The following is a 14,065-nucleotide window of genomic DNA, read 5'->3' as shown; positions in this document are numbered from 1 at the left end:
TCCTAGCCGAGTTCGCTCTTCGCCTGGGCGATGAACTGATCTGCAGCATCCTTGGACGAAAGCGAACCAAACTGAACCTGCTGCGCGAACTCCGTGAACAGGGTGTTGACGGTTCCGGAGCCGGTCGGCGCAGGAACAGGTGCGGCGGCACCGTGCTCGCGCACGCTCTCGATGAGCGCGATCGCCTTGGCATTGTTCTCATCGACGTTCTCGGTCGCGGCCTTGACGACGTTGCCGTTGGCGGGAACACCGCGTTCGATACCGAGAATCGCGTTCGCCTCAGGATCGTTGAGCAGGAAGTTCACCAGCAGTGCGGCCTCGGCGGGGTGCTTCGACTGGCTCGAGACGAGCAGGTTCATCGCCGTGCGCAGGTACTGTCCCGGGTTCTTTGCCTCGCCCGGCATACGCAAGAGTGCAAGCGGGTTTCCCGAGTTCGAGACGACGCCCGCGTACTGATTGGCGAAGAGGAACGTGGAAGCAGCCGTGCCCTGGATGACGGCGTCGTAGGGCGAGGCATACTCCGAGGTGACGTCGGGCGGGGTGGCGGCCTTGGCAGCGCGCATGTCCGCCCAGTAGTCCCAGTAGTCGACGAGCGTGTCTGCGGTGAAGCCAATACCCTCGGCGGTGAGGAACTCCTCCTTGTTCTGCTTCGCCCAGACCTCGAACACCTGGTAACTGTGCGAGAGGTCGGTGACTCCGTAGAGAGCGCCGCCGGATGCGGTGGAGATCGCCGTGGCGTACTCCTTGAGGTCATCCCACGAGTAGTCCTCGGCCGGCACTTCGACGCCGAGCTCTGCCGAACGCGCCTCGTCGAAGATGAACGCGTGCGTGCTGAGTCCGAAGGGAAGGGCGCTGAGCTGTCCGTCGATCGTGTTCGTCTCGACGAGGTCGTCCGGCCACCCGTCGAGCGAGAGCTCTCCGCCTTCGATCGCCGTGTTGAGGTCGGCGGTCTGGCCACGCGAGGCGAACTCGCGCAACACCTCGTTGTACAGCTGGACCACGTCGGGCGAGTTTCCGCCGGTATACTGCGTCGTGATCTTGTCGAGGTACCCGTCGAATCCACCGAAGTCGCGGACGACGGTGATCCCGGGATTCTTCTCCTCGAACAGGTCCAGCACTTCGTTGGTCACCTCGTGGCGGGCGTCAGATCCCCACCACGACATGCGGAGCTCGACCGGCCCCTGTGATTCCTCCGCTGCGGGAGCACCGCCACCTGCACATGCAGAAAGTGACAGTGCGGCAACGACTCCTACCGCTGCAAGGGAAAGACCCTTGCGACCTCGCTGTGTCACCACGATTGATTCCGTTCTCTTCGTTGAGACGCTTGCGTCGCCCCTTCAATCTCGAAGGACCGCGCCGGGCGTGAAGGTGTTCGGTGATCGATTCGGGTTTGCACAATCGATTTCGCACCTTCTTCGTGAACTATATGCCAGCCCCCGCGCACCGGTCAATGCGCCAGCGAACATTGCTCTCCTCGACACGTCACGACGATTCGCGCTGTGCCACCGAGCATCCGGCGGGCTATTGTCGTCACCCAGACGGAAGCACTTCCCTCATCAGACCGCACAGAAGGGCTCAACGTTGACCCCCAATCTCTTCACCCACCCGCTCGCCACACCGGCGTGGGAGCTCTCGCCGGCCGCGACAACACGCCTGCACACGCGTTCACTCTGGACCACTCCCGCACAGGACGAGGCAACCGCCCCGGCCCGTCGCATCATCCACAGTCGCGCGCTCTTCGCCGATCGTCCGGCCCGAATCGAACGCGTCTCGATCGGCGCCGCGGCGGGCTATCACAAGTGCGCGAGCGGTCAGGAGAGAGACGCCGTACTCGACCTCGGCCTCTTCATTCCGGAGGGGCAGGAATGGCGCGAGATCGGCAGGATCTCGGGGCTTGCGGGCGATATCCTCGCGAACGGCGCAAGCATCGAACTCGACGGGGTGGAGACCACGGCCCTCGTCGCACAGGCCCGCCGGGCGGCCACGGATGAGTGGTGGCCGGGGTGGAATCTCGTAACCACGGGGATCGAGGTTCAGGGGCGGATCGACACCGAATGGGAGGCGCGCGCCGAGGGTCACCTGCGGGTCGACGCCGTCACGCTCGATGAGCTGCCGCCGGGGATCACCGCGACGGCGACGCAGACCGAGGTGCGTTTTCGCACTTCGCACCTCGAGCTCGGCTTTCGCCTGATCTCACCGGCGTGGTCACACCTCGGCCTCGACGCCGATGGCGAAGGCCGCACAGATCGGAACCTCCTCCAGATGCCGCGCTCGATGGACATCGTGCGCAGCGGGGTCTATCCCTCGGGTGTCTATCCGGTGCTCCGCGACCAGAACGCCGAGTACCTGGCACAGGGGCCGCGATTCACCGACATCACCGGCATGATCCCCCTGGGGTTCCTTCACACGGAATACCGCGGTTCTGCATCCGTGGTGAACAATCGTGTGCGCTACGAACTCGAAAGCGAAATCGCTGATCAGAGCTATATTCTTGAGTTCACGGTGCACGTCGACCGAATCTCGCTCCGCGCGACGAGGTCATCCGCACAGAATCGACGCGCATGGACGAGCTCGGCATGGCATGTCGCGACCGACAATCGCGTGACGCCGTCCGAGGTCTTGGGCGCCCCGACCTTCACCGGCGAGACCGGACTGCTCAACGGACCAATCTCGTGGCACTTCCCGCGTCACGGCACGCTGTCGGTCCACGCGAGCGGCGATGCGCTCTGGCGCAGCGACTCCGTGCGCCCGCTCGACACGAACACTCTCGAACTGAAACTCGGCGAGCGCCCTACCGAGTTCGGCGACTATCTCCTCCCTGCGGGCAGTTACACCGCCGAGGTCGAGATGCAGGTGCGCACACCCCAACTCGCCGAACTCGACACACAGGCGTCCCCCGCGGTGCGCCGGATGCTCGAGCGACACACGCTCACCGCGCTCTCGTTCCGCCCCGATACGGCGACCTACTCGAACAACGGCGCCTCCATGCACTGCACGACCTCGCTCGCCGATGTGTCGGCGATCGCCGTGCAGCTCGATGCCGCGCCGGGCCTCACCCCACTGCAGTGGGTCGGCGACTCCCTACAGCGCTGGCTCGACGGCGCACCTAGCTACGGCAGCGGCGCCACCTCCCACGGCACCCACCGACTCGAGGACGAGTACGTGCACATGGCCGCGAACACGCTCGTCGCCGCGGCACGGTTCGTCCGCCACGCCCCCGAGGGGCATGACTGGTTCCGGCGCAATCGCGCAGCGCTTCACCGGGAGCTCGAGGGGATGCTGGCCCGCGACGTCGACGGCGACGGACTCGTCGAGTCCACGCTCCGCCTCGGCAACTCCGGGGAGCATCAGTGGAGCACCGCGTGGGCCGATGTCATCTCGTTCGGTTGGAAGGATGCCTGGGCGAACGCGGTGACGTACGAGCTGTGGCAGCTGTGGGAGCCGGAACTCCGAGCTCTCGGCGAGACCGATCTGGCCGCGCGCATCGACACCGCCCGGCTGCGCCTGCGCGAGGCTTATCTGCCGACCTTCCTGAACCCCGAGACCGGACTCATCGCCGGATGGCGCTCGCGTGACGGCGCTCTGCACGATCACGGATACTCCGTCGTGAACGGCGCCGCCTGCGCCACCGATCTGCTCTCGGAGGAGCAGGCGCGTTCCGTGATGGGGAGCCTCGTGCATGCGTGGGACGCCACCGCGCTCACCGATTTCCGAAACGGGATCCCGCTCAACCTCTGGCGTATCCCCGAGAGCGACATCGGTGGCGTGATCTTCGGCCTCCCGCTTGGCTCCTACCAGCAGGGCGGTTACTCCCACCACGGGGCGCGCGTCATCGTCGATGCGTTTGACCGCGTCGGCATGACCGTGCACGCCGACCTCGTGCTCGAAGGGCTCGCAACGACCATCGCCGACGACACGTCGTTCGGAGGACTCGGATCCGGGCGCGACTGGCGGATGGCCGATGGAACCCCGAGTGGCTACGAGGGCCAGCTGATCGAAGGTTTCAGCGTGCTGGCGAGTGCGCTGCGACGGTATCGGCGATGATTCGCGGCGCGCGTTCAGCGAAGGCCTCGAAGTCTTCGGCCTCGCTGTAGGCGTGCGCTGAGATGCGCACATAGCCGCGCCCACCGAAGGTCGACACACCCACCTCGAATCCGTCTTCCGCGAAGGCATCCTTGAGGGATCGGGCCGAGCGGCCATCGTGGGCGGCGCCGCGCGGCAGCCGGACGAGCGGCTGCTGCGCGACAGGCATCCCCACATCAATCGCCGGGTCGTCGTCGCTGATCGGCCCAAGCGCCGTGATCAGAAGATCCGCACCGTATCGGCCGAGCACAGCTGAGTGCTCGCGGATCGGCGACCAGCCGCCGAACGCCGTAGCCATCGTGCGGATCGCATGAGCAGCGCTCAGGAACGCCGTGCTGTCGAGGGATCCCTGCAGGTCGAACCTTTGCGGGAAAGGTTCGGCGGCACCCCAGGAGTCGATGGCAGGCCAGAGCCGCTGGGCGACGTCGCCGCGGGCGGCGAGGACCGCTGCGCCGCGGGGCCCGCACGCGTACTTGTGCAGATTGCCGAACCAGACGACGTGGTCGCCGGACACGACCGGATCCTCCAGCAGCCCGAGCCCGTGGGCGCCGTCGATCACGAGCAGGATGCCGGTGTCGGCGAGCGCGTCGGCCACGGCGTCGACGGGAAAGCGTCGGGCGGTGGCTGACGAGATCTGATCGAGCATGACGACACGTGTACGGGGGGTCACGGCATCCAGAATCAGCGCGCGGGTCTGCTCCTCGCCCGCCGAAAGAGGAACCCCGACGGTGACGACATGCGCACCCCGCCGCTCGACAAGCCGGGTGACGCCCTGCGCGACGGCGCCGTAGGCGTGGTCCGTGACGATGACCTCGTCACCGGCATCGAGCTCAAGCGACGAGAACACGACCGTCGAGGCCGCGCTGGCATTGGGCACCCAGGCGAGCGTCGAGCTCGGCACACGCAGGAACTGCGCCAGTTCATCGCGAACCGCGGCATGCCGGGGTGGCAACGTCTCGAACCAGCGCATCGGGTTCGCGTCGAGCGCGGCCTTCAGCTGCGCCTGATACTCCAGCGTCACGCGGGGCGAGGCCCCGTAGGATCCGTGGTTGATGTGGCGCACGGCGGGATCGAGCGCGAACACCGAGCGGCCCGAATCCCCCAGCACCGTGTGCAGTCGCCGCGCGCGCTCGTCCATGATGCGCCCCTCTCCGCGATCCATCATCTCGGTTCACGCCCGAGATGACGAATCACGGATCCCATCGAGAGGTCAGGCGCGAACCGCGAAACCGCCGGTCCAGCCGATCTGCTCACGGGCAGCGAGAACGAGCTGCAGGAAGCCGAGAGCTTCGAGCTCGCGCGCTCGCTTCAGCGTGCCGGCGTCCACGGCACGAAGTCCGGCAGCGACGATCACGTCAGCCAGGAGCTTCTTCGCAGCGTCATCATCGCCGGCGAGCTGCACCGTGGTGGGTTCGCCGCCCAGCTCTCCGCCGACCAGGGTCGCGGCGAAGTTCGTGTTGAATGCCTTGATCACGCGAGCACCGGGCAGCGCTGCGGCGAGCTCGGCCGCCGCCGAGGAGTCTGCGGGAACGACCAGCGCGTCGAAGGTCGTGAAGTCGAGCGGGTTGGTGATGTCGACGACGATCTTTCCGGCGAGCTGCGCACCGTAGGTCTCGACCAGTTCTGCGAGCGCCGGGTAGGGCACCGCGGCGATGACGATCTCGCCGGTGATCGGATCCCCCACGACTCCAGCGGTCGCACGCAGCGGCGCGGCCGCCGATCCGGCCTTCTCCAGGTCGCGTCCCAGGATCTGCACCGACGCACCGCCCTTGGCGGCGATGCCGGCGATGGCCTGGCCCATGTTTCCTGTTCCGATGACGGTGATCGCAGTCATTGTCTTGCCTTCCTCAGAGAGTCTCAGTCTTTATTGCCGTGGCAACTAATAGTGGCAACTCACTTGCACCGGCAACTATTCCCGGCAGAATGGATCCATGTCCGAGAAGCTCGCCCGCATGACCCCCGCGCAGTCACGCGCGTGGTTGTCACTGATCACCGTCGCCGAACTGCTCCCGGTCGCACTCGACGCGCAGCTCCAACGCGACGACGCCCTCACGCACTACGAGTTCATCCTGCTGAGCACACTGCAACGGCGCGGGCCCCAGCGCCTGAGCGACCTCGCCGCGGCCACCAACGCCACCCTCCCCCGAACCTCGAAGGTCGTCACACGCCTGCGTGAACGCGGCCTCGTCGAACGCACCGACCACACGACCGACCGCCGCAGCGTGGAGATCCGCCTCACCGGCGCAGGACGCCGTCGGCTCGTGCACGCGACACCCGGACATTTCGACACCGTCCACCGGCTCGTCCTCGATCACCTGGACGAGAGCCAGCTGAACACACTCGCCGACACCCTCGCGCCGATCGTCGCAGGACTCGATCCGCAGCACCGCTTCGGGCCGATGCCCGATCAGGCACCCGACGAAAGTGGCGACTAGAAGGCGTACTCCATGAGTTCGACACCCAGCACGCGGAAGGCATCGTGCACGCGCAGGCGGTGCATGATCGACAGATCGTCGAAGGCGACGATCAGCGCATAGGAGATTCCGGCCCGGGGCCCGGCGAGCACTCCTGCTTCTGCGCGGATGCCCGCTTCGCGGCCCGTCTTGTTCACGAAGAGCACCCCGTGCGCATCATTGTCGTGCGCGAAGGGGTCGAGCCCTGTCGCCGATGCCACCAGGCTCAGATCGTGGTTGAGGCTCAGCCACTCCGAGACCTGCGCGCTCACCGCGGGGTCTACGACGCGGGTGTTCACGAGCTCCGAGAACAGTCGTGCCAGTTCGCGCGCCGACCCCACCGCGAGCCGCGGTGCGTCATCGGGCCCGCGCTGGTCCCGGTAACGGTCGAGCAGTGCTGTCCGCGTCAGACCAAGCGACTCGATGCGGGCGCGGACCTTCTCATGCGTCACCCGCTCCAGGAGTGCATTGGACGCCAGGGGGTCGCCCGTCGCCGCAGCCAGCACCGCGAGATCGCACAGCGGCAAGGCCGGTGCCTTCAGATGCCGCCAGGTTCCCGCGGTCGTCACCGGGTCGAGCGAGCTGCGCTCGATGATCTCGAACGGCTCGAGCGTTCCGTCGGCGAAACCCGCCGCGACTTCGATCAACAGCGGCACGATGCCCAGTCCGGCGATCGGCAGCGTCACGTGATCGTCACCGAGGAGCACCTCCTCGCCGCTGTCGAGATCGACGACATGCACACCCACCTGCGCACCGGATGCGGCAAGCCGATCCAGCGTGCGCAACGTGGTGTCGAACGAGCGGCGCCCCAGCGCCGCACGGCGTGGCAGTCGGCGCGTCGAGCGCTGCGACCGCCGCACCGTGACACGTGACGGCGAAGGCTCGGAGGAGGTGCCCACGCATGTTCCTTCCGCGGAAAGTCGAGGGGATGCAACCTGCGGACCCACGCCACAGGCAGAGACAGCTACGCGCGTTCCCTCAAACGTCACGGACATCGTAACCCTGCACGAGTGCAGGATCACAGGGGCGGCTCTCAGCCGCCCCTGTTGGTCACCAGATCTCTACGCGCTGTTCGGGCGCCAGCCAGAGCTCATCGCTCTCGGTGACACCGAACGCCGTGTAGAACGCGCCGATGTTGCGGACGATCTGATTGCAGCGGAACTCGTTCGGCGAGTGCGGGTCGATCGTCAGCAGGCGCAACGTCTCGGCGTCGCGGCTCTTCTGCTGCCAGACCTGTGCCCACGACAGCAGCAGGCGCTGCACGCCGGTGTACCCCTCGACGACCGGGCCCTCCGCAGGAGCATCCGCCCCCAGCGACAGCTCATAGGCCTTCAGCGCGATGCCCAGCCCGCCGAGGTCGCCGATGTTCTCACCGATCGTGAGAGCGCCGTTGACGTGATGCTCGGGGTCGAGGCCCTCGGGCACGAGCGCGTCGTACTGGGCGATGAGCGAGCTCGTGCGCTCTTCGAAGGCGGCGCGGTCGGCATCCGTCCACCAGTCCTCGAGCTTTCCGGAACCGTCGTAGCGGCTGCCCTGGTCATCGAAACCGTGACCGATCTCGTGGCCGATGACGGCGCCGATGCCGCCGTAGTTCGCGGCGGCATCACGCCCGGCGTCGAAGAACGGGTACTGGAGGATCGCCGCCGGGAACACGATCTCGTTCATCGACGGGTTGTAGTAGGCATTGACCATCTGCGGCGGCATGTGCCACTCGGCGCGATCGATCGGCGCGCCCACCTTATCGATGTTGCGGTCGTGTTCGAAGATCGCGGCTCGCCGCACGTTTCCGATGAGGTCGGCCGCGTCGATCTCGAGGCTCGAGTAGTCGCGCCAGACATCCGGGTGGCCGATCTTCGGGGTGAAGGAGTCGAGCTTCGCGAGCGCGCGCTCGCGGGTCTCGGCGGTCATCCACTCGAGGTCGGTGATGCTCTGGCGGTACGCCTCGATGAGGTTCGCGACCAGCTCGTCCATGGCGGCCTTCGCCGTCGGCGGGTAGTGCCGGGCGACGTAGACCTTGCCGATCGCCTCGCCGAGTGCGCCCTCGGTGAGCGAGACGCCGCGCTTCCAGCGCTCGCGGATGCTGGGGACGCCGGTGAGCTCGGTGCCGTAGAACGAGAAGTTCTCCTGCACGAGATCGTCGGTGAGATAGGCGGCAGCCGCGTGCACGACCTTGGCGCGCAGCCACGCCTTCCAATCGTCGAGGCGTTCCGCGGTGAGGAGGGATCCGAGCCCCTCGAAGAAGCTCGGCTGCGCGACGACGACCTCGTCGAACGCCGCAGGGTTCGACGGCGTGACCGCCTGGCGCCACGGCGTGAGGTCGACGCCGGCGAGCGCCTGCAGCTCGTCCCAGGTCTTCAGGTTGTAGGTGGCCACCGCATCACGGCTGCGCACGTTGTCCCAGTGGTGACCGGCGAGTTCGGTCTCAAGGGCGATCGAACGGTCGGCGTTCGCCGTCGCATCCGCCACTCCTGCCAGCACGAGCAGACGCTCGAGGTGCGCGCGGTATGCGGCACGCGTGCCCTCGAACGTGTCGAGGCGGAAATAGCTCTCATCCGGCAGCGAGAGCCCCGCCTGCACGAGAATCGGCAGGTATCGCTCGGGGTTGCCCGGGTCGCCGTCGACGTAGAGTCCGATGACCGAGGCGCGGCCATCACGGTCGTACGCACCGACGGCGGCAAGGAACTCGGATACCGAGGAGATTGCGTCGATCTCTTCGAGGGTCGCGGCGAGCGGCTGCGTGCCGAGCTCGTCGATGCGCGTGGTGTCCATGAAGCTCGCGTACAGGTCGCCGATCTTGCGCTGCTCGCTGCCCGCCTCGGCCGTCTGCGACTCGTCGATGATCGCGCGGACGTCTTTCTCGGCCTGCTCGGCGAGCAGGTGGAAGGACCCCCAGCGCGCCTTGTCTTCCGGGATCTCGGTGCGCGCGAACCAGGCGCCGTTGACGTGCCGGTACAGGTCGTCCTGGGGGCGGATGTCGGAGCTGAGGTCATCGAGGGCAAGGCCTGCGGGCAGAGCATCGGTCATGCGACCAGGATATGCGGGGCCTGCGACATGGAGGCACGTCGCCGAGCGATTCGACGCCCGATCACGCCCTGGCGCGGACTGAACAGGTACGTCAGGAAGAACACCGCCCCCTGCACGACCACGATGAGTCCGCCCGACGCGGCGTCGATCCAGTAGCTCAGGTAGATTCCGACCACGCACGACAGCGCGGACACAGTCGGGGCGATCACCAGCATCCGCCCGAAGCGGTCGGTGAGCAGATACGCGGTGGCGCCCGGGATGATGAGCATCGCGACGACGAGGATCACGCCCACCACCTGCAGGGCGACGACGGCCGTGAGTGCGAGCACCCCGAGGAGGAGCGCGCCGAGGAACCTGGGGGACAGCCCGATCGCGAAGGCGTGCATGGGGTCGAAGGCGTAGAGGGTGAGGTCGCGCCGCTTGATCAGGAGAGCGGCGAACGCGATCGCCGCGAGCACCCCGATCTGCACCATGTCGCTCACCGACACACCGAGCACATTGCCGAAGATGATGTGGTTGAGGTCGGTCTGACTCGGTGTGACCGAGATCAGCACGAGCCCCAGCGCGAACAGCGTGGTGAAGACGATGCCGATCGCGGCATCCTCCTTGACCCGGCTCGTCCCGCGGATCGCCCCGATCAGCACGACCGCGAGCACGCCGAAGACGAGCGCACCGAGCGCGAAAGGCGCCCCCACGACATACGCCAGCACGACACCGGGGAGCACCGCGTGCGACACCGCATCTCCCATGAGCGACCAGCCGACGAGCACGAGCCAGCAGGAGAGCACAGCGCACACGACGGCGGCGATCACGGTCGTCACGAGTGCACGCGTCATGAACTCGTACTGCAGGGGCTCCATGAGAATGTCGATCACGGTCATGCCGCCTCCTCCTCAAGGGCAAGGTCCAGTCCGAACGCCTGCGCGAGCCGCTCGGGTCGCAGCGCCTCGCGCACCGATCCGTGGAACAGCACCCGATGACGCAGGAGCACCGCCTCGTCGGCAAGTGCGGGAAGGGCATGCAGGTCGTGCGTGGACACGAGCACAGTGCGGCCGTCGGCGGCGAGTTCGCGCAACAGCGGCACGATCGTGCCCTCGGATCTCTTGTCGACGCCCGCGAAGGGCTCATCGAGCAGCAGGATTCGCGCGTCCTGGGCGAGTGCCCGTGCGACGAAGGCGCGCTTCTTCTGCCCACCCGACAGCTGCCCGATCTGACGCTCGGCGAAGTCGCTCAGTTCGACCCGCTCAAGCGCCTCGTCTACGGCGGCGCGGTCGCGCGCGCGCGGCGAGCGCAGCACGCCGAGGCGCCCGTAGCGCCCCATCATCACGACATCGCGCACCGAGACCGGAAACGTCCAGTCCACGTCCTCGCTCTGCGGCACATACCCGAGAAGTCCGCGTCTGCGCGCGAGTGCCGGCGCTGCACCATCGATGCGCACGCTGCCACGCCCCGGCTTGACGACGCCCGTGATGCTCTTGAAGAGCGTCGACTTGCCGGATCCGTTCATGCCGATCAGCCCCGTGACGCGTCCCGCCTCGACCGCGAGCGTCACGCCGTCGAGCGCGGCGACACCGCCATAGCGGACGCTGACGTCGGCGACCTCGACGGCCGCGGTCATCGCGCACCTCCCGTGAGAGCCGCGACGATGGTGTCGGCGTCGTGGCGAATGAGGTCGAGATACGTCGGCACCGGTCCGCCCGCCTCGGAGAGGGAGTCGACGTAGAGCACGCCTCCGTACACCGCATCCGTGGCGGAGACGACCTGCTGCATCGGCTTGTCCGACACGGTCGACTCGCAGAACACCGCGGGCACATCGTTCGCGCGCACGAAGTCGATCACGGCGGCCATCTGCTTCGGCGTCGCCTGCTGCTCGGCGTTCACGGGCCAGATGTAGACCTCGGTCAACCCGGCATCGCGGGCCAAGTAGGAGAATGCCCCCTCGCAGGTCACGAGCGCGCGCTGATTCTGAGGGAGCACAGATAGCGCATCCGTCAATTCGGTGCGGATGTCGCGCAGCTCGGCCTTGTACGCCTCCGCGTTCATCGCGAAGTCATCGGCGTGCTCGGGGGCGAGCTCGCCGAAGGCGCGGACCACGTTCTCGACGTAGATCTCGACGTTCGCGGGGCTCATCCAGGCGTGCGGGTTGGGGAGCCCGGCGTAGGCGTCGCCGGCGATGTCGATCACATCGATGCCCTCGGTGACGACCACGTGCGGCACGTCGACCGCCTCGACGAACTGCGCGAACCATGACTCCAGGTTGAGTCCGTTGTCGAGGATCAGGTCGGCCTTCGAGGCCTTGGCGACGTCGCCGGGGGTGGGCTCGTAGCCGTGGATCTCGGCGCCGGCCTTGGTGATCGATTCGACCTGGATGTGGTCTCCCCCGACGTTCGCCGCGATGTCGGCGAGGACCGTGAAGGTCGTGAGCACGACCGGACGTTCCTCTGTGACGGCCTCAGCGGGCCGTGCGGCACAGCCCGCCAAAGACAACAGCGCAAGCGCGCTCATTCCGATTCGAACACCGTAGTCAAGATTTTTAGGCATACCGAAAACCTAGACTTTAGGCACACCGAAAACAACCGGAGCGCACGCATCCAAGGCACGGCAGCGATCGGCATCCGCGTGAAGGCGACGTCGTCTCAGAGCGCGGCGGCCGCTCAGCGGCAGTCGACGCGGACGTCCTCGCCCGCGAGCAGATCGCTCGTCCAGGCGAAGAGGTCACGCATGGCCGGCGAGCCGTCTTCGACGAGGGGCACGTGATCCAACCCCGGATACCGTCGGAAGTCGACGTCCACGCCTGCCCGGCAGAGTCGCGAGGCGAATCGCGCCTGCACCTCCGGTTCGATCAGGGTGTCGTCCTCACCCTGTCCGAGCAGCAGCGGCACATCGATGTCGCTCGGCGGGATGTTCTGCTGCAGCCGGGCACCCATCGCCCCCGCGGTCGGGTCCTTGGTCAGCAGGTTCGGGTCATCGGCGAGCGCGACGACGTTGAGCAGCATGACCATCATGCTCGGGCCGGACAGACACCGCTTCGACAGTTCGCGCACCGTCACCTCGGCACCGGGTCGCACATAGCCGCTGTGCGTGATGTCGGGGTAGATCTCAGTGAACGAGGCCAGGACGAAGGATGCGAAGACGCTTCCTCCCGTGACCTTCGGAAGGTTTCCGACGAGTCCGATGAGGTCGCTCGCCGGCGCGAACGCCGCAACGCCCTCGATCGGCAGATCCGGCGCGTAGTCCTTGGTGATCGCGGCCGCCCACAGCGCCGACCCTCCGCCCTGCGAGTGCCCCCAGAGCACGGTCTTCTCACTGAGCGTGATGTCCTCCAGCTGGCGGGCGGCACGCACCGCATCCAGCGCCGCGCGGCCACTCGCCTCGCCCACCAGATAGGGGTGCGGCCCCTGCGTGCCGAGCCCGATGTAGTCGGTGGCGACCAGCGCCCAGCCGTGGTCTACGATCCGGTCGAGGGTGAACAGCGCTCCTGATTCGAACGGCTCCTCGGCCAACGACGGCGCGCACGAGCGATCGAAGCCGGTCGTGCCGTGATTCCAGGCGATGACCGGATGATCGCGACCCCGATCAGGAACGACAACCAGACCGCTGGCGACCGTCGGCTCGTCATCATCGAGCGAGGTGGTGTACAGGATTCGCCAGCCGATCGCTCCGTCGGGAACCCCGCGGGTGAACGGCTCGGCGCGAATGAGCTGCCCCGCCTCGTCGGGCACGCCCCGGGGCGGCGCATAGAACTCGTCGGCGACGGTCGTCGCATCATGCAGGGTGATCGTGAGCCCCGCGGCCGTCGTAGCGATCGCCACAACCAGGACAGCCCCGATCGTGCGCACCCATCGCGACCTCCTCCCCCACTCCCCGCCGGGCGGCACGGGCTGCGTGATCGGATCGAGTCCCTCGCCCAGCCCCGCCGCAGCCCGGCGAGCGCGACGCCGACGCAGGGCGCGCAACAGCACGACGGCGCCCGCAGTCATCAGAGCGACACCGAAGAGCACACCCACGATGAGCAGGGTGATGTCCGGCCACACGATCGCGAGCACACCGAAGACGATTCCCCCGACTCCCAGCAGCCCGGACGCGATCCTCGCATCGATCGGGCGCGGCGCCCCTGTCGTCGACCTCCAGGGCGAGATCAGACCGACCACCCCGCGGGCGATCAGCAGCAGCCCCACGAACACGGCGAGCGCGCGTACGGTCAATCCGGGCAGGAAGAGCATGGCGACGCCGGAGACCACCCACCCGATCGAGAGCACACCGCGGCTGCCCTCGCGGCGGGTGCCGGGCAGCGCGAGCTCCATCCCTCCGGCGGCGATCAGCCCTATTCCGATCACGGACACCAGGACGTCGAGCGATGTCGTCGGACGCACCAGGAGGAAGCCCCCGGCGATGAGACCGATCGAGGCCATGATCAGCACGACGGGCTCCGGAAGTCGCGCGATCACATGCGCCAGCACCCGAAGGGGGTGATGCGGCAGGAATCGGGCGTTCACGGCGCAAGC

Annotated in this window: 11 protein-coding genes; 2 read left to right on the top strand and 9 right to left on the bottom strand. The window is 67.3% G+C overall.

Annotation, left to right across the window (positions count from 1 at the left end):
• Positions 1-2: 2 nt before the first annotated feature.
• Positions 3-1,163 carry an ABC transporter substrate-binding protein gene (locus JOD62_RS08400; protein WP_204938838.1) on the bottom strand — a complete coding sequence of 387 codons (1,161 nt, stop codon included), beginning with the start codon at positions 1,161-1,163 and terminating at the stop codon, positions 3-5.
• Positions 1,164-1,581: 418 nt separating this feature from the next.
• On the opposite strand from JOD62_RS08400, the gene JOD62_RS08395 reads away from it, so the two are divergent.
• Complete coding sequence (locus tag JOD62_RS08395) at positions 1,582-4,044, top strand: glucosidase family protein (protein WP_204938837.1); 2,463 nt, start codon at positions 1,582-1,584, stop codon at positions 4,042-4,044.
• On the opposite strand, the gene JOD62_RS08390 is transcribed toward JOD62_RS08395, so the two are convergent.
• Together JOD62_RS08390 and JOD62_RS08385 are read right to left on the bottom strand one after the other, a co-directional pair.
• Entirely contained in the window at positions 4,004-5,221 is a 1,218-nt protein-coding gene (locus JOD62_RS08390) for an aminotransferase class V-fold PLP-dependent enzyme (protein WP_204938836.1), read from the bottom strand. The two genes, JOD62_RS08395 and JOD62_RS08390, sit on opposite strands and share 41 nt — an antisense overlap.
• Before the next feature lie 72 nt (positions 5,222-5,293).
• Positions 5,294-5,917 (bottom strand): NADPH-dependent F420 reductase, encoded by a 624-nt coding sequence (locus JOD62_RS08385; RefSeq protein ID WP_204938835.1) that lies wholly within the window; start codon positions 5,915-5,917, stop codon positions 5,294-5,296.
• Between the two features lie 97 nt (positions 5,918-6,014).
• Here JOD62_RS08385 and JOD62_RS08380 point away from each other — a divergent pair, with 97 nt between their 5' ends.
• Positions 6,015-6,518, top strand: coding sequence for a MarR family winged helix-turn-helix transcriptional regulator (locus tag JOD62_RS08380; RefSeq protein WP_204938834.1), 504 nt, complete (start codon positions 6,015-6,017; stop codon positions 6,516-6,518).
• Here JOD62_RS08380 and JOD62_RS08375 read toward each other — a convergent pair.
• The 6 genes from JOD62_RS08375 to JOD62_RS08350 form a co-directional block, all read right to left on the bottom strand.
• Entirely contained in the window at positions 6,515-7,435 is a 921-nt protein-coding gene (locus JOD62_RS08375) for a serine hydrolase (protein WP_271171486.1), read from the bottom strand. The genes JOD62_RS08380 and JOD62_RS08375 overlap by 4 nt on opposite strands.
• Positions 7,436-7,586: 151 nt before the next feature.
• Complete coding sequence (locus JOD62_RS08370; protein WP_204938832.1) at positions 7,587-9,560, bottom strand: M13 family metallopeptidase; 1,974 nt, start codon at positions 9,558-9,560, stop codon at positions 7,587-7,589.
• Entirely contained in the window at positions 9,557-10,441 is an 885-nt protein-coding gene (locus JOD62_RS08365) for a metal ABC transporter permease (protein WP_204938831.1), read from the bottom strand. Before JOD62_RS08365 ends, JOD62_RS08370 begins: the two co-directional genes overlap by 4 nt.
• A complete protein-coding gene (locus JOD62_RS08360) occupies positions 10,438-11,178 on the bottom strand; it encodes a metal ABC transporter ATP-binding protein (protein ID WP_204938830.1) in 741 nt (246 codons plus the stop codon). The genes JOD62_RS08365 and JOD62_RS08360 overlap by 4 nt, the downstream gene beginning before the upstream one ends.
• Positions 11,175-12,101: a metal ABC transporter substrate-binding protein gene (locus JOD62_RS08355; RefSeq protein WP_271171485.1), complete on the bottom strand. Its 927-nt coding sequence runs from the start codon at positions 12,099-12,101 to the stop codon at positions 11,175-11,177. The genes JOD62_RS08360 and JOD62_RS08355 overlap by 4 nt, the downstream gene beginning before the upstream one ends.
• Before the next feature lie 113 nt (positions 12,102-12,214).
• On the bottom strand, positions 12,215-14,056 hold the full coding sequence (locus tag JOD62_RS08350; RefSeq protein ID WP_204938829.1) for a lipase family protein: 1,842 nt from the start codon (positions 14,054-14,056) through the stop codon (positions 12,215-12,217).
• Positions 14,057-14,065 lie beyond the last annotated feature (9 nt).

This window comes from Microbacterium keratanolyticum (assembly GCF_016907255.1).
In the GTDB taxonomy this organism is placed as follows: domain Bacteria; phylum Actinomycetota; class Actinomycetes; order Actinomycetales; family Microbacteriaceae; genus Microbacterium; species Microbacterium keratanolyticum.
This window is presented reverse-complemented; position numbering and strand designations above follow the sequence as displayed.